This window comes from Haloferula chungangensis (genome assembly GCF_042664875.1).
Classification (GTDB): Bacteria; Verrucomicrobiota; Verrucomicrobiia; order Verrucomicrobiales; family Akkermansiaceae; genus Haloferula; species Haloferula chungangensis.
The window spans coordinates 188400-205503 of the sequence record NZ_JBHTBS010000006.1; the positions used below are offsets into that span (position 1 = coordinate 188400).

Here is a 17104-nt window from a genome sequence, read left to right on the forward strand (position 1 = left end):
TATGAATAGTACCTGTAAAAAAGTTGAGGACATTCTCGATGTCTCAGATTCACGTATCAGCTTGTGGATCAATTGGATCCGCTTAACTAAAGTCAGAAATGCAGCCGAAGTTGGCGTTTGGAAAGGCGATTTTGCGTCTGAAGTATTACGGGAATGTGACTCCATTGATACCTATTATATGGTTGATCCTTGGCGGAATTTGGACGATTGGAATAAACCTTTCAATGTAACAGACGAGGAGTTTAACGAAATTTATAATATGGCAGTCGGCGCGACCGATTTTGCCGAAGGAAGACGGAAAATTCTCCGTGGAAAATGCCTAGAGGTTGTAAGTCAAATAACTCAATCCGAACTAGATTTTGCATATGTAGACGGTGATCATACCCTCAGGGGCGTTTCAACCGATCTGATTTCGATATGGTCACGTATCCGTGATGGAGGTGCCGTTGGCGGAGATGACTTTACTGATACAATATGGCAGCACGAAAGCAAATATGAACCAACACTAGTGAACCCATTTGCGGTCTATTTTGCGGAGGCAGCCAATTGTCCAATATTTATTCTGCCTTTTAATCAGTTTCTCATTCTTAAAGACACAGAGATTGGCTTCACTCTCTTCAATTTGTCAGGGAAAAAGCTCACTATAAATACATTATCGCCAGTTCCGCAAAACATGCCTAAAGTCGAGAGCGGTCGAAGAAATCTGCTTAAAAGTAAAATAATTGACGCCTTATTTCGCTTATCTCCAAAATTTCATGAACGCCGAATAGTAAAGGTATCTGGTAAGCCTTTTCCAAAGTATATCAAGGATGGGAAGTGCCTTTTCATACACATACCTAAGGCAGCGGGGAGTAGTATATCCATGGGCTTGTATGGAAGGCAGATCGGCCATACCAAAATCAAGGATTGGCTTAACAGATATCCAAGCACGACACGCGAGATTATGTCGATGGCCGTGATTCGCGACCCTTATTCGAGATTTATATCAGCGTTTAATTTTCTGAAATCGGGAGGGATGAATCAAAAAGACAAGGAATTCTCTGATCTATACATCGCCCAATATCAGTCTGCTGACGAATTCGCACTAGCGATGATCGATCCAAACATGCAAGGCAAAATCCTGAATTATTGGCACTTTCAACCCCAGATCAATTATGTGACGAACCATAGGGGCGAGATTCAAGTTAAATTGCTAATTGATTTCAGGGCGCTTGAGGAAGGACTTTCGATTTTAGGAAAGATAACGGGTAATGATATTCATGTCGCCCATTTAAATAAAGGAGAGGCGACAAGCGAAACATTATCCGAAGATGCCAAGAAGATAATTTCTGCTATCTACCGATCCGACGTAGCCTTATACAGGGAAATTCAGGCGAAAGGTAGCGTATTGAGACCGTTGGAAAAGTAAGCGCTACCTTGTGCAAATTGATGATAAAGCGGCTGTGGTTGGGTTTCATCATCGTTGGCAAAGCCGTTCATGAGTTTGGTAATGAAATCTGAAACGAGGTGAGACGGAATGTTAAGGTGCTAGCAATACGTAAATTCAAAGACCTAATCTGGTCAAGCCATCCGGGTAATCGGTTATCTCCATGTGGTGCCGTCTTAGTCTCGACGGCGTTGATTTCGAAATCCTTTGCATTCTGCTCAAGGAGCGACCTTCGGCTCAAGTTGTCGAATGAAATCGCGAGTTTCTGATGATAGATTCGAGAAGATGATAAAAATATCAGTTATTATTTGTACGCACAACCCGCGTAGGGATTACTTGAATAGGACTCTAGAGAGTCTTAGAAATCAAAGTCTCAGCAAGGCGGAGTGGGAGCTTCTAGTCATCGATAATCAATCAAAGGTTCCGGTGAAAAATATCCTATCCGCGGATAAGGGAGACAACATCAGAGTCGTTGTAGAAACGAATTTGGGTCTAACGCCTGCAAGGAACCGTGGGATTGAGGAATCTCGCGGAGACTTATTGATTTTCATTGATGATGACAATGTGGTTGATCCTAATTATCTCAGTCGAGCCATGGCGATAATGGAGGATATGCCAGTGCTGGGGTGTATTGGTGCAGGCGTATTGGAACCTGAATTCGAAGAAGAACCCGCTGATTCCGTACGCCCGTATCTCAGAATGCTTGCCCTTCGCACGGTAAAGGAGACCCAGTGGTCTAACATTCCGACAGATTCGATAATTCCGTGGGGCGCAGGTTTAGTGGTTAGAAGGAATGTTGCAGAGAAGTGCCGCGACAAAGTAAAGGCTGATTCTTTGCTGTCCATTCTCGACCGAAAGGGTAGCGCTCTAAATTCAGGTGGGGATAATGAGTTTACTTGGACTGCGTGTGAGATGGGCTACGGAAAGGGTCTCTTCTTAGACTTGAAGATTGTTCATTTGATCGATAGGAAGCGACTTCAGAAACCTTATCTGATAAAAATAGCTGAAGGTCATGCATTTTCGTGGGGGATAAGCCGTTGGAATCATTTGAGAGAGACGCCTAACATACCCTCTGAAACATCATGCTTTGATATTGTGAGAAGCATCGCAAGGTTGAGAGTATCTGAAGCGCTGAGCGGAATCCAAAAGCTAATTGATCGACGGCATGTAGACGCCTTTGCCTCCGAGATTGAGGCCGCCCGTATTTCTGGTCGGAAGAGAGCACTGAAGCTTATTAAAGAAAATTAGAAAATTTCTGTTACACACGAGAAGCAGCGATCAACTTCCTTTAAGGCAATATCTAACATTTTCGTAATGCTATCCGAAGTTTTGCATTTACGGTACAAACCGAAGAGAACGAATTTCGCACGATGCGGTTGTGGTGTTCCTGCTGGATTCGATCTCTTCGATTGGGTTATTTGGAATGCTGATGCTCCTTCGCAAACGCGAACGAGTAAGCTATTTCCAAGGTCAGTGATATGTCTGCCTACTAAGGAGAGTCTTGGTGAATTATATCGAAGGAGAAGGAGGCTCAAAGCAGCAACTATTATTTTCGCCGGTGAAGATACGAACTTAAGCGACCTTCTTCCTGAGATCGAGCGCCTTCTTCCGTGGGTTGGGCACGTATTCTATGAGGCAAAGGATGTGAAGCATCCCCGTGTTCAGTCATTCTGCATGGGTTTCATTTCCTACTACCTGGTTGAAGCCGGAATGTTTCATATCCGCGCACTCGTAGAGCAGGTCAAGAAAGATGACTGGAAGAAGAAGGGCCTGCTGGCGGCTTGGGGTGGCATCTGGGCCCACCTCGATGGGATTCTCGACGATCGGAAAGCGCTTTGTCAGTTCGTTGAAGAAAGCGATTGGATACATCGCGAAGGTCTTACGCCCCATGATTATTGGCAGAGGCTCGCAGAGTCTAAATACTTGCTCGCCCCGGCTGGTCAAGGGATTCAATCACCCAAACTTGCGGAAGCATGGCTCATGCGGACTGTCCCCATTGTGACACGGAATCCATGCTTTGAGGATTTGCAGGCCGAAGGCTTCCCCATGCTGATTCTCGAGAGCTGGAATGATCTTAAGGAAAGCGTAATTGATGCCCATAGTCTCGAATATGATGGCATCGATTGGGATAAGATAGATTTCATGCTCACCCAGGATTATTTCCATAAACGCTATTTGCTAGGGCAAAGCCCTACGACGCTTGTCAAATGATGAAGCCACTATTCCTTGTATCACTCCCCCGAAGCGGATCCACCATGGTGCAGGCAGTCCTGTCAAACCATCAAAATATCGCGACCTGTCCAGAGCCGTGGATTCAGCTCATTCGGATGTCTTTCATGAATAACGATTTGGTGAGAGCGTCGTATTCCTGGCCCCTTGCATTACAAGCGATGTCAGAATGTTGCGGCGATTACGATCTATTATCGGACATCAGGGAAAAAATAGGACAATCTGCGGATCAACTATACAAAGGTAACTCAGACGAATCTACAGAGTTCTTTTTGGATAAAACTCCTCGGTACTATTTGATTCTTGAAGAACTCTACAATGCATACCCAGACGCTAGGTTTATTATTTTAAGGCGTGATTTGATATCCGTATTGGCCTCAATTTATAAAACCTGGCTGCTTCGCAAGCCCTTCTCCAAACTGGACGAATATTCTTATGATTTGATCGAGGGACCTAGTATGATTGCGGCATTCTGCGGAAAGCATGGAGATGATCCAAGAGTGCGGGTGATCGATTATGAGCATGTGGTGAGAAAGCCGCATGAAGTATTCAGATCCATTTTCCAATGGCTTAATTTGCCTTTTGAGGAATCTCTTTTAGAGTATTCATCTAATAAATCATTTCGTGGAAAGTTTGGTGACCCAAATTGCAATAATAATGCCAATGTGAAGCCTAAGGAGCTGGCTTCTTATAGATCTTTAAATGAATTGTTCCCGGCCGGAAAATGGCTATCCTTTTCAAAGGGCTATTTGAGACAAGTTCGAAAGTGGAATTATGAAGGTACAATCAGTGGAGAGTGGAATAATGGGCGCTTCAGTAATACTTATACTGCCTATGTTGCAAGGCACTACTTGAGGCTAGGATCCTCTGAACCCTCCATGCGGCAATTAATTTCGCTTCTGCTAAATAAGTTACGGTCCAAGTTTATTAATTAGCCTGAAAGCTTCAAATGGTATTTGAAACTGGAATGCTCATCCGCTACTGAGCAGACCGTACAAGGCCATTGAATCGTAGTGCATAGGAGCTTTTTCGCTACTGAAATGGTACAACTATAGGGATAGGCCCCAGAATTTTTCCTTTCAGCAGACGAGGGGGCCGACCTCATTGCGCAGAGGGAATATAGGAATTAGTTGGTTCCTGGGCGTGCGAGGCTCTGGAATGAGAGATTTTGAAGCTGGGGGAAAGGGAGGGTTTTATTGTTCTAGTCGTTAGTTCGTGCCTATCTGGATCACCTTTGTTGCTAAGTTACAAGTCGTCATGAATCCATGTCTACCTCTCTAAAGTTCTCAATTATCACGGTTACGCGTAACAATCGAAGTGGCCTTATCGATACTCTGGAAAGCGTTCGAAAGCAGAGCGTCCAAAACTATGAATTGGTCATAATCGATGGGAATTCCACAGACGGAAGCAAGGAAGCTGCAGGCGCTTATGGGAATCTGGTAAGTTTGTTTGAGAGAGATGAAGGGCAAGGTATATACCCTGCGATGAATCAGGGAGTTAGGAGGGCATCTGGTGACTGGGTAATTTTCATGAATTCAGGTGACATTTTTATCAATGAAAGAGCGTTGGAGCTCTTTGATGCATCAGGCGATTGTGATATTGCTTTTGGAAGAGCGCGGAAGACGGACGGATCTCCGCATCTGGATTTTACAGGGTGGGATAATATTTGGAAGAACATGCCGTTCTGTCATCAATCAATATTTTGTCGTCGGGAGCTTCTTTTGGAAAGGCCGTTTAATCCCAAATATAATATAGTCGCCGATTACGAGTTTATACTTTGGGCCTATTCGAACGGACGCACCTTCCACGAGATGGACTACGAAGTTTCTCAAGTTGAACCAGGCGGCGTTTCGGAAACTGCTCTTTTGCGGCGGGTTTGGCAAACCTACTGCGCAGTGAAGCGTTATTTCCCTCAAATGCATGTTCACCGATTTTATTACAAAAAGCTTAAGTGGGCGTGGAAACAACAAAGATTGACCCGATGCAAGTCATGATGGCGGTGCCGTTCAAGGTTTCTATTATTGTGCCGGTGTTTAACTGCGCCGCATCGCTCGCCGCATCGCTTAATAGTCTCTTTGTTCAATCTTTAGGTGAGATTGAAGTCATTGCGGTGAACGATGCCTCCAAGGACGATTCGGCAACGATTTTAGATGAAATTGCAAAGAATGAGCCTCGGCTGAAAGTCATTCATTTGCCGGATAATGTGGGGGTTCATGAAGCAAGGGCCGCCGGGCTTCGGGCTTCAACTGCGCCTTGGATCGGATTTCTCGACGCGGATGACTTTGCGAAGGAGGAGATGTTCGCAACCTTGCATGCGTTCGGAGAGGAGAATGCGGTGGATGTCGTGATTTGCGGCGTTGAGAAAGTGAACGCCGACAGAGTGCGACTTGGCACAAAGGTCAGATTTCAGAAGGATGGTACGCTTTGCGATGATCTCTTTGGACGCTTTTGCCGAATCGAGTTTGGAACGGGGGCACTATGGAATAAGCTCTACAGGAGAGAACTGCTGATGCCGCATGGTACGAGGTCTTTCAAATGGCGACAGGATGCAACTGAGGACACCTTGATAAACCTCGGCTGTTTCTTGAAGGCTCGGAGAGTCGGACTAGTGTCCGAATCTCTATATGAGTATGTCCAGCATCCTTCAAGCGCCACGCAGCGGGCAGGCAATGCCCGCTCATATACCAGGATTATCCGTGCCTACGCGGTTGCGATTGATATTTACGGGGAGCAGGGGAGGGAGGTGGTCGACAGAATCACTGAGCTCTATGCCCGTCAGTTGAACTACGAGTGTTATCAAGTAGAAGATTACAAGGAGCTTGATGCATTTCAGGATCAACTGAACGAAGCCATTCGATTCCTGGCAGATCGGCATTCGATGGGTATCGCCGGATTGATGAATCGATCGGCATCGGGCTCAATGAGTCGATCGACTGCGCACCAGGAGCCTCGAGAATCATTCGTTTCGGCCTGTAGGGCTTGGCTGATTCTATCAGCCAAGTTACCGATGCTATTCGCAGAGGCACTTCTCAGAAAGGTTAAAGCGATCTGACGATGAATAGGGAAAGAAAACACGTCTGCATACTCGCTGAAAAGTTTCCCGCGCGGTCGGAGACCTTTATCTTGGAGCATGCCATTGGCCTCGCTCGGCGGGGATACGAGGTTACGGTAGTCAGCGGGGGCCCCGCAGATGGGATTTCTGATAGCGAAGTCAAAGCAGTATCGTCCTCGGGGGTAAGAATGGTCCAGCATGCAAGAATGCGCACCAGCGGTATTTCCTGGATTCGTCAGATCGCAGGAGTTCTTCTAAGGTATCCGGTTTTGTGGCGTGGTTTTCGACAGAAGCGTCCTTGGAACGATCACGAGGGCATTACTGCTTCGTTCAAGTATGACGCATTAAGGCAACTTAAGCCTGATGTCGTTCACATACACTTCGGCTATCATGCCTTGTCTCTGCATCGGCTCGGTGCTCGGTTCCCGACCGTCGTGACTTGGCATGGTCTCGATGCGAACGTATTTCCGAGATGGTATGGTGAGGGCATGTATGAAGCTTTGTTTTCAGGTAGTGGCTATCACACGGTTGGATCGGACTTCATGGCTGGGAGGTTGAGGTCACTGGGCGCCCGTGATTCTTCGGTCACGAAAGCCGCCATGGGGGTCGATCTCACGAAGTTTCCTATGATTGATCGCGAACCATCGGCGACTTTTAGGATCGTGTCCGTTGGGCGGCTCGACGAGATGAAGGGCCACAAATATTTGATCGATTCCGTGTCCCAACTCATGATCGAAGGTTTACCCGTATCGCTACGGATTGTTGGCGAAGGCCCCATGAGGAAAGAACTCGAACGCCAGATCGAGGAGTCCGGACAAGGTCGCCAGATTGAATTACTAGGAGCGAGGACAAGTGCGGAGATTCTAGACGAACTCCGCTGTGCGGATTTGTTTGCGTTGACCGGAGTGGTGGCTGCCAGTGGCCGGGTGGAGACACAGGGCGTGGCCTTTATCGAAGCGCAAGCAACCGGATTGCCGGTAGTGGCCTGTGATGTGGGCGGGGTCTCCGAAAGTTTGATTGATGGCAATACGGGAATTCTATGCAAACCTGGGGATGTCGCATCAATCAAGGGAGCGATTAAGTTCTTTTGGGAGAATCCTGAGGAGCGAATCGCTTTCGGCCTACGTGGAAGAGATTTCGTCAAAAAGCGGTTTTCGATAGAGGGCATGTTGGATAGATTCGGCCACCTCTATGAACGAATTGCAGGTCATTGAGCGCCTGCCACTTTTCATGAGGCAGTAACCGTGCCGAGTTCTGGAGTCTGCGGTCTCAGTAAGTATGACGGTTCGGTTCGGTCCTTCGACCTTCGAACTGCGAGGACGTTTGAATTCATAGTCATTGGCGTTTCGCCCACCATCCCATCAAAGAACGCGCTTTCTTATCTCTTTACATGAATGCATTGCCTAAAGCCATTCCCGGCCGGAAGTCGGAAGTTTTTTTGGATAAGGAGCCAGTCACGATCGTCATCCCCACGCATAACAGGAGGGATTTGGTGTATGAAGCAATCCTCAGTGTTCAGGCTCAAACTCACGAGCAATGGAAACTCATTGTTGTAGACGACCATTCCAGTGACGGGACAATCGAGTATCTTGATGAGACCATCGAGGATCCCCGGATTTCTATCGTCCCTTTAACAGAGGGAAGAGGAGGGCAAAAGGCACGCAATCTGGGATTAGAACTGAGTAAATCTGAGTATGTCGTCTTTCTCGATTCGGACGATATGCTTGCTCCTGATTGTTTGGAGCGCCGTTTGACTGAAATCCGTAAATCCCCTGACTTGGATTTCGTGGTTTTTCAAGCCGGTCTCTTCGATGACGTTCCTGGTGATACGGATCTGATGTGGAATTATGATTCTGGTGAAGACGTTTTGGAACGGATGCTTCGGATGGATCAGCCCTGGCAGACCAACTGTTTCCTTTGGAAACGTGAATCGCTAGTAAGGATAGGAGCATGGGACGAGACACTGAGACGGGCACAAGACCTGGAGCTCCAGATTCGAGCTGTCGCTCGTGGTCTTAGCTGGAAGTGGTTCCCGGTCATCGACTGTTTTGTTCGTCAGCCTAGCAAGGATCGGGTATCCATCGGTTCAACAATCGGTCAGCTTGACGAGAAGCTCACCCATCTCGATCGCATCGACCGTACTCAGGAAGTCCTTGAGGCCAGTGGACTGTTTTCCGGTGATCACCGTACACTTCTGGCAGGAAATTATTTTTGGTTGTCCACCGGACTCGCTTCGACATACGGGAGACGTCATGCGCTGAATGTTTGGAAGAGAGGATGGGAGTATGGAGTTCTTGAGCCTGATAAGTTCTTTCCTGGTCTCGGCTACCTTGTGTTTCAGGGCACTGCTTTTGAGCATCCGTTCGTCTACTGGATTGGGAAGTATTGGCCGAATCAAATGTTTGCGTTTATCAGGCCTTTCTTTAAGAAGACCCCAAGGTCATATAACCAAAAGTTTGGTGAACTCTTGACCAGGGATATCAATCCGTTTTCGTCAATACGTATGGTCCAGGACGGGCCGATCAAGTTTCTTTTTTCGAAGCTTTCCCGTGCGTTTTCTCGGGGGCCGAAATCCCCTCCCTCGGGTTCACAACCTCGCTGACGAACTAATGATTCTTCGCAGCCTCGTCCGGGCCGGATCGATTTTATACTGTTACATCGGTAGCTGGCTGAGGCATTTCTATATCACTTTCGAAATGCGCATTATCTTTCGGTTAGTGGCGGTGGAAATCGTCCCGTCCGAAGAACTGATTCCGCACTCCCCTTCCTATGCACTACCTCCTCGATCTTGATGGCACCCTTACTGACCCGAAGGTCGGCATTCTCACTTCGCTCCAGCATGCGCTGCGCGAGTTGGGTGAGCCGGTCCCTGAAATTGACGAGCTGGCATGGTGCATCGGGCCGCCCTTGAAGGACGCCCTGGTGACGATCTTCGGCAGTGATGAGGATCCACGGGTGGCTCAGGGAGTGACGCATTTCCGGGCACGCTTCGGGGATGTTGGGCTTTTTGAGAATGAGGTGTATGAGGGGATTCCCGAGGCGCTTGCCGAATTGGTCGAGCAAGGGCATCAACTGCACATCGCGACTTCGAAGCCTGAGGTTTTTGCGCGTCGGATTCTCGATCATTTCAATCTCGCCGAGCCATTCACTTCGATCCACGGCAGCGAGCTCGATGGCACGCGGAGTGACAAGGGGGAGTTGATCCAGCACATTCTCAGGACACAGGGGATTGCCGCCGAGGATGCGGTAATGGTGGGCGACCGCAAACACGACGTTCTTGGTGCGATCCGCAACCAGGTTCGAGGCATGGGGGTGTTGTGGGGCTTTGGTTCCCGCGATGAACTCGAAGCCGCCGGAGCCTGCCACCTGTTCGAGAAGCCAAGCGATTTGGCAGTGCCCTTCTCGTGAAAGTCTGAAAGTCTGAACTGCCGAACCGGCGACGATACCTCTGACTTTGGACTTTCAGGCCGATAGTCCCGTGCGGCGCAGTCGTTTTACCGGATTCGATCTTCCAGATCATCGCGTGAGACGTCGTCTTTTACGCGACTGCTTTCCGCTTCCCGCTTTCTTGAATACCTGCTTCCATGATTAAGCTGAAACTTTTGCCATGAAAACACGAACCATCACGATCGGTGATTCCACCGTCAAAGCCGTTCCCATCGGGGGAGACGGACCGCTCGCCTTTATTGGTGGCCCCTGTGCCATCGAGAGTCGGGATCACTGCCTGAAAATGGCGGAGGACATCAAGGCGATCTGCGATGAGCTCGAGATCCCGCTGATTTTCAAAGCCTGTTACGACAAGGACTGCCGTTCTTCGCTCAAGTCCTTTCACGGGGTTGGCATCGATGAAGGGCTGGAGATCTTGAGTGAAGTTCGACGTGAATTCGGCCTGCCGGTGACCTCGGACTTTTCTGTGCCGGAGTGGGCGGTGCCGACGGCTGAAGTGGTCGACCTGCTGCAGGTCCCGGCCTACCTTTGTCGCCAGACGAGCATCCTCAAGGCTGCGGCGGCGGGCGGGAAACCGGTGCATCTCAAGAAGGGTCAATTCATGAGCCCATGGAACATGAAGAACTCGCTGCGTAAACTCGACGGCGCCGGTTGCACGGACGTGCTGCTCACCGATCGAGGTTCGTTCTTCGGGTACAACATGCTGGTCAACGATTTCCGCTGCTTTCCGATCATGCGCAGCACCGGCTCGCCAGTTTGCTTCGATGGCACCCACTCCATTCAGATGCCGACTTCGATGGGCGACATTTCCGGAGGCCAGCGTGAGTTCATTCCTTTTCTGGTGCGTGCTGCGGCTTCCTGTGGTATTGACGCGCTCTTCCTGGAAGTCCACGATGATCCGCCGAACGCCTTGTCCGACGCCAACACCGTGCTCGACATCAAACATCTCAAACGGATCCTGATCGAAGCCAAGCGGATGCACGAAACCCGCTTGGAATTGCTCGAAACCTACGGAGAGGAGGACGACATCTCATGAAATCGAATGTATTGAATCAGGATGTGATGCTTCCGCTTGACCGCTTCCCCGTGGTCAGCTCGAAGTTCTACCTCAAGCAAGCGCTTGAGGAAATGACCCGCCACACCTTTGGCATCGCCTGTGTGACCGATGAGGGCGGCAAGTTGCTGGGCATCTTCACGGATGGCGACATGCGCCGCCTCACTCTCCGGCAGCAGAAACCGTGGTCGGCATTGTTCGTCGATGACATCATGGATCACTCGACCAAGAACCCCGTGACCGTGTCCCCTGAGATGCCTCTGGTGGAAGCGGTGAAGCTCATGGAGCAAAAGCACATCTGGGATCTGCCGGTGGTGGATGCCGATGGCAAACTCGTCGGTCTCCTCCACCTCCATCAAGCCATCAAGCACCTGCTGGGGATTTAGGGAAAGGCAGTGTTCTTGGTTCTTGGTTCTTGGTTCTTGGTTCTTGGTTCTTGGTTCTTGGTTCTTGGTTCCTGGTTCCTGGTTCCTGGTTCCTGGTTCCTGGTTCCTGGTTCCTGGTTCCTGGTTCCTGGTTCCTGGTTCGTGAGCGGGGGCTTATGATCTAACAAGGGACTAAGAACAAAGAACAAGTAGCTACGAACACCAAAGTTCCGAAGGCAAGAACTGGGAACCCTGCCCCCTCTCTGGCTCATCCGTTTTCCAGTAACAAAGAACCAAGAACCAAGAACAAGGAACGGAGCGCAGCGACCCTCCCCCTCTGTGGTTAAATCATCCCTCAAATTCCAACTTTCAACGTTACCAACATGCCACACTCCAAGGCCCTTATTGTCATTCCCGCCCGTTACCCATCGTCACGGCTTCCCGGCAAACCTCTCGTCGATATCGGAGGCATTCCGATGATTATCCGCACAGCCACCCAAAGCCGGAAGGCCAAGTTGGCGGCGGAAGTGGTCGTCGCTGTCGACGACGTGCGTATCCAGGAAGTGGTGGAAGCCGCAGGCTTCCGCTGCGTGATCAGCGACCATCCATTCCGCACCGGGACGGAACGCGTCGCCTGGGCCGCGCAGCTTCCCGAGTTTGACGAGTATGACATCGTCATCAATGTCCAGGGTGATGAACCGTTGGTCGATCCGGAGAACATTGATCAGTGCATCGCGGCTTTCAGCAAGTTCCCTGAAGCGGCCGGTGTCATTGTCTACACCGCGGATGCCGACGCGAGCCATGCCGGTCACGCCACCGTTCAGGCCTCGGTCGATGTCAATTCCAGGGTGCTCTATCTGTCCCGCGCCTTCATTCCCGCGACCAAAACCGGCGGTCGGATTGAAGGCTATCCCTACCGCTACGTGCACGGCTTCTATGGATACCGCAAAGCGGCCCTTGCGGCTTACGATGGCCGTGAGACGGATGGTTGGAAGCATGAAGACATTGATCAGCTCCTGGCCCTTGAATCCGGCTACCCGCTTTACGCAATCAGCGTGCCATGGGTCGAACCCTCGGTGAACACCCCGGAGGATCTCGAACTGGTGCGGGAGATCGTGGCGAAGAAGGCATCTCAATAGGTCTTCGGCAACGAGCGGCCGTAGCTTCCTCTTTAAACGACTAGATCATGAAACATCTGTTTTTCGTGCACAGTTTTGCAAGCTATCACTGTGCACTGCGAGTCATCGACTATGAAGGTTTGGAAGGCGAAGATTGCGTTTTCGTGTGTGCGAGGGATTTTGTCTGCCCGAATCCACCTCCAAACTCGGTTCAGACCATTGCGAGATTCCGCCAGACAATGGGCATGCTGTCGCTGAGAGAAGTACTTCGCGGAATCAGATCCGGAAAGGATGCCGACAAAGAGATATCCAAATTGGCGGGAGCCAACGGATTTCATGCCTATATCCCTCATTCCTATTACGCGCCCATACAATGGGCGCTCAGTCACCCCCTCTGCGAAGGTTATTCATATATCGAAGAGGGGCTCACGTCCTATTATGGATTGAAGGAAATCGCTAAAGCTTATCCGCCGCGAAAGCCCCCATATAAAGCCGGCGTCGCCTGCAGGATCCTCTTTGGCAAACGCACTCCGAAGATCTTCACCTTTTTCCAGGAAGGCTACACCAAAGTCTACGGGTTCTTTGACACAAGCTTTCCTTCCTGGAAGCGCCGACATACGGTCGGCCCGCCGGAGCACATGGCACGTAAGCGAGACCGTGCTAAAAACCAATGCCCACTGCTCGTCTTTGATACGCTAGTTGAACTCGGTATGTGCAGCGCTGATGTCCTGGAGAAAGCTCTAAGCGACTTTCTCGAGATTTTAGTGGATTCCGGAGTACACGAGCTTCGGTATAAGTTGCATCCCGGCCAGCTGGAAGAGAGCCGGGAATCAGTTTCGCGGGTTTTCGGAGCATTCTCCGAGCGCGTGTCATTCGAGGAGTTGGCTCGGTCGGTTTCGCTTGAACAGATCTTCCACGAAGAGGATTGTGATGTGTATGTTTTCAATAGTGCTGCTGGGATGTACGCCGCTCAGGCAGGGCAGAGAGTTTTTACCATCAACGAGCTCGTATCACAATATGACCCGGAATATTCCGAGAAGGTCTCCAGGTTTCCCGCTATTTACCATGAGCTTGTGATGCCGATTTCCATAGCTCGAGGTTCCGGAATGCCTGCAAGCGTATGATGGAGCCCCGTTGATCCGGGGGTGATCATGCCGGTCGTAATCTAGTAATATCCGGTTCATTGCATCTGATGCGAATCTCTCTTCTTTAGGAAGCGAATCCGGATCGAATTCGGAGTTGTTAATGTGCTCTGATCGCATGGTTTTCATGTTCATTTAGGTAGTTCTCCCATGAAAAAACTTCATCTATTCGCGGCGAAGCTGAATCTTTCGCTTCGAAGGTGTGTGGGGCTCTGTCCCTCAAGATTTTGCTGTATCCGTGGTTTTCCGAAATCTGGGACCAATTGGGTTGGCAATCTCCTCAGACTCCATCCTGATGTATATGTCTCAGGAGAGTGGGCATTTGGAGGAATTGCTGAGGCGTTGAATGAACGAACCAAGCTATACTGGACGGAGAGTCACAACCCTTCACTCAAAGGTGTATTCGAGCGGGAGCAGCGCAAGCTTTTCAAAAAGCACTATCTTCTCCAGTTTGCGTTGGGAGGAGGAGCAGGGTGCCCGAAATGGATTTGTGATCAAACGCCGGCTCCGGTCTATCCTGAGGTCATTCCAGGCGCACCTGTCATTTATGTGGTAAGGAATATTCGAGACATCGCCGTTAGCCGGGCTTTCCATCTGCTGAGGCATGATGGTGACTGGGGAATTAAGGAGTATCCAGTAATGAGAGAACTTTATCAAAAGTATCACGGGAAGCTTGAAATGCTTGAAGGGCATCCTCAGTTACTTCTTTCAGATTTTGATTGGGTTGAGGATACCGTGAGAACATGGGCTGAGCGGGTTCGTCTCGACGTATCGGGCAACCTGGAGGACTCGACCTATCTTACATCAGATGATCGGAATGATGCTCGGCTTCACATCGTAAAGTATGAAGACCTTCATGCGGATATCGAAGGGGCCAGAAGCAAGATGTATGAGTTTCTGGAGTTGGATCCAGCGCGCGCAGCAGAGCTCGACACCGGAAAGGTGAAGACAACGCCCGGCTTCAAAAAGGAGAATCCCAATGCATTCTTTCGTAGTGGTAAAGTCAACGGGTGGAAGCGTTACTGGAATGATGATCTGGAAAAAATTGTGCAAAGAGTGGCAGGAGAAGTGATTAGAGAGTTCTACCCTTGAAATTGTTCGAATAAGCTGTGAAAGTAGAAAAGCCAAATTTCCTCATTGTCGGTTCCGCAAAATGCGGGACCACTGCCTTAGCCTCCATCTTGAGTAATCATCCGGATTGCTGCATGGCGGATCCGAAAGAAGTCTGTTTCTTTCAGGACTCTATGGACTACAAACCTAACCCGAATTTTGACAAGGGATGGTCTTGGTATAGGGAAGCATTCGGGCACTATGAGGGTGAGGCGGCGATCGGTGAGGCCACACCGTCCTACTCTGACCGATCACGCTCTCCGCTAACCGCCAAACGGATCTATGATTTCAACCCCCAGATGAGAATCATTTATATGGTTCGCGATCCCCTTGCTCGACAGATTTCCGCATGGAAGATGCAGTGGGTATTTGGTAAGGAAGGTTCTTCACCCTGGCGGAGAGAGGACAGCTGGGCATTGGAGGGATTTGAAACTTGGATGAAGAAGCAACGAGAGGTGAAGGAGTGGGACGAGTGTCGCTACAAGTTTCAGCTGTCGGCCTATCAGGAGTTTTTCCCGAAGAATCAGATTTGTGTCTCGTTCTTGGAGGATTGGAAACAAGAGAAGGATGCCGAGGTTGCAAGAATTATGGAGTTTCTCGAGTTGGACCCGTCGAAACGAGATGTGGAGTTCCGGGAGGCTGCCAACCGCGGACAAGACCGCGTCATCGAGCGGCCCTTTTTGCGCAGGCTCCGCTACCATCCAGCGGGGCGGAAGCTGATTGATGCATTCCCAAGTAGTTTGCGGCAGTACGCCCGGGAACGAATCGCGAAGCATAAAGTTCTTCCACCTGAAGCTGAGCTTTCGCAGGCCCTGCGTGCAGAGTTCCTTGATTATGTGGCAAGTGATTGTCGCGAGGTATTGAAGGAGTTTGGTAAAGACGAGACGCTCTGGAATCTCAAATAGCAGCATTTGGTACTTCAAGTTGGATCCGAAATAATAGAATGGCTGTGAAACTTCTTATTCTCACTCATTGTCCTCCACTCCCTTCTTGGGGTGGTTCAATGACCTTCTACCGTCATTTTATCGAGCGCTCTGACTTCGAGGTCATGGTGGTGACGTCGAGTCGTCACGTTGACGATCAGCCATTGCCCTATGAACCCGTTCGGGTGTCCCTTCCTGCCTGGTGGGAGCGTGCATGTAGAACCCGATTTCTGCCCTACCTCTACCCCCTGCAGGTTCTCGCGGGTCATCACCTATTGGGTCGCAAGGTGATGAAGCAAATTATGGAGTTTCAGCCTGAGGCGGTGTTCTCGGTGGCTGGAAGCTGGGACTGGACCACTTTGGCAGGTCAAAAGGTGGCGAGGGCCTTGAGGATTCCCATGGTAGCCAGTTTTAATGATTGGTATGATTACGGGTGGTTCCCTGCAGACGACCGGTTCCGCCCGCTGATCGAAGAACGCTTCCGACGTTTTTATCAGGAAGCCGACTTGGCCCTCTGCACCAGTGAAGGCATGAGGGAGGAGTTGGGAAAACATTCCAATGCCCATGTCTGGTATCCCACCGGCGCGGTAATGCAGCGCAGTTCGGATAATTATGAACCTACAGAAGTCAGTATCGATGATCCCCTCATTGCCTTTTTCGGAGGTAGCCTTGGAGGATGGTATGGACCTATGATGGAGTCTATTGTCCTCGCCTGTGAGGATTCCAGCGATCCAGTTGAGTTCCGAATCTTCGGAGCATTGGAGGCCTGGAGCCCCGAGTTTGGTGAGCGGGCCAAGAAGGAAGGGATCTTTAGGGGAAGAGTCGAATTCGATCGGCTTCGCCAGGAAGCCCTTGCAGCGGACTTGTTGATATTGCCGATGGGCTTTGGCAAGGAATGCGAACACGCCGAGAGGACGAGTTTCAAAACCAAGTTCCTCGATTACCTTTCGTTTCAGCGTCCAATCCTAGTCTGGGGACCCGAGTACTGTTCTGCGGTTCGGGTGGCGCGGGAGTTCGATTCGGCGGAATGTGTTACAGACCCGTCGCCGGAGGCTTGTCGGAAGGCAATCGCTCAGCTTGCTGCCGACCCGCTTCGGCGAGCTGAGCTCATGGGTAATGCAAAGCGAATGTATGACGATCGCTTTCATCCGGACCGAATTCACAGTGCCTTGGTTCAGAAGATTAAAGAAGTGGTAGACCGGTTCTCAGCAAGGGAAGGAATTGCATGATCAAGCGGG

The 17104-nt window shown here is 50.1% G+C and carries 16 protein-coding genes; all 16 read left to right on the top strand.

Translation table 11 applies throughout. From position 1 onward, the window contains the following. The first annotated feature begins 1 nt into the window (after position 1). The 16 genes from ACFQY0_RS12895 (at position 2) to ACFQY0_RS12970 (ending at position 17095) form a co-directional block, all read left to right on the top strand. A complete protein-coding gene (locus ACFQY0_RS12895; RefSeq protein ID WP_379713007.1) occupies positions 2-1408 on the top strand; it encodes a class I SAM-dependent methyltransferase in 1407 nt (468 codons plus the stop codon). Positions 1409-1675: 267 nt separating this feature from the next. Continuing rightward, a complete protein-coding gene (locus tag ACFQY0_RS12900; protein ID WP_379713009.1) occupies positions 1676-2674 on the top strand; it encodes a glycosyltransferase in 999 nt (332 codons plus the stop codon). Positions 2675-3100: 426 nt separating this feature from the next. Next, a complete protein-coding gene (locus ACFQY0_RS12905; RefSeq protein WP_379713011.1) occupies positions 3101-3637 on the top strand; it encodes a hypothetical protein in 537 nt (178 codons plus the stop codon). Continuing rightward, a complete protein-coding gene (locus ACFQY0_RS12910) occupies positions 3634-4590 on the top strand; it encodes a sulfotransferase family protein (protein ID WP_379713013.1) in 957 nt (318 codons plus the stop codon). The genes ACFQY0_RS12905 and ACFQY0_RS12910 overlap by 4 nt, the downstream gene beginning before the upstream one ends. Before the next feature lie 330 nt (positions 4591-4920). Then, positions 4921-5649, top strand: a complete 729-nt coding sequence (locus ACFQY0_RS12915; protein ID WP_379713015.1) for a glycosyltransferase family 2 protein — start codon at positions 4921-4923, stop codon at positions 5647-5649. Next, on the top strand, positions 5613-6707 hold the full coding sequence (locus ACFQY0_RS12920) for a glycosyltransferase family 2 protein (protein ID WP_379713017.1): 1095 nt from the start codon (positions 5613-5615) through the stop codon (positions 6705-6707). The genes ACFQY0_RS12915 and ACFQY0_RS12920 overlap by 37 nt, the downstream gene beginning before the upstream one ends. 2 nt (positions 6708-6709) lie before the next feature. Continuing rightward, positions 6710-7921 (top strand): glycosyltransferase family 4 protein, encoded by a 1212-nt coding sequence (locus tag ACFQY0_RS12925; RefSeq protein ID WP_379713019.1) that lies wholly within the window; start codon positions 6710-6712, stop codon positions 7919-7921. A 176-nt stretch (positions 7922-8097) separates the two neighbouring features. After that, on the top strand, positions 8098-9309 hold the full coding sequence (locus ACFQY0_RS12930; RefSeq protein WP_379713021.1) for a glycosyltransferase family 2 protein: 1212 nt from the start codon (positions 8098-8100) through the stop codon (positions 9307-9309). Positions 9310-9476: 167 nt separating this feature from the next. Continuing rightward, on the top strand, positions 9477-10115 hold the full coding sequence (locus ACFQY0_RS12935) for an HAD family hydrolase (RefSeq protein WP_379713023.1): 639 nt from the start codon (positions 9477-9479) through the stop codon (positions 10113-10115). A gap of 199 nt (positions 10116-10314) precedes the next feature. After that, positions 10315-11190 (top strand): 3-deoxy-8-phosphooctulonate synthase, encoded by an 876-nt coding sequence (gene kdsA, locus ACFQY0_RS12940; protein ID WP_379713025.1) that lies wholly within the window; start codon positions 10315-10317, stop codon positions 11188-11190. Next, positions 11187-11594, top strand: coding sequence for a CBS domain-containing protein (locus tag ACFQY0_RS12945; protein ID WP_379713027.1), 408 nt, complete (start codon positions 11187-11189; stop codon positions 11592-11594). Before kdsA ends, ACFQY0_RS12945 begins: the two co-directional genes overlap by 4 nt. 362 nt (positions 11595-11956) lie before the next feature. Further along, entirely contained in the window at positions 11957-12712 is a 756-nt protein-coding gene (gene kdsB, locus ACFQY0_RS12950; protein ID WP_379713029.1) for a 3-deoxy-manno-octulosonate cytidylyltransferase, read from the top strand. 47 nt (positions 12713-12759) lie between these two features. After that, the gene (locus ACFQY0_RS12955) at positions 12760-13815 is read left to right on the top strand and encodes a hypothetical protein (protein WP_379713031.1); all 1056 of its coding nucleotides are present in this window, start codon (positions 12760-12762) and stop codon (positions 13813-13815) included. 168 nt (positions 13816-13983) lie between these two features. Further along, complete coding sequence (locus ACFQY0_RS12960; protein ID WP_379713033.1) at positions 13984-14925, top strand: sulfotransferase domain-containing protein; 942 nt, start codon at positions 13984-13986, stop codon at positions 14923-14925. Between the two features lie 17 nt (positions 14926-14942). Further along, on the top strand, positions 14943-15848 hold the full coding sequence (locus ACFQY0_RS12965) for a sulfotransferase family protein (RefSeq protein WP_379713035.1): 906 nt from the start codon (positions 14943-14945) through the stop codon (positions 15846-15848). Between the two features lie 98 nt (positions 15849-15946). Continuing rightward, positions 15947-17095, top strand: coding sequence for a glycosyltransferase (locus ACFQY0_RS12970; protein WP_379713037.1), 1149 nt, complete (start codon positions 15947-15949; stop codon positions 17093-17095). The last annotated feature ends 9 nt before the right edge of the window (positions 17096-17104 follow it).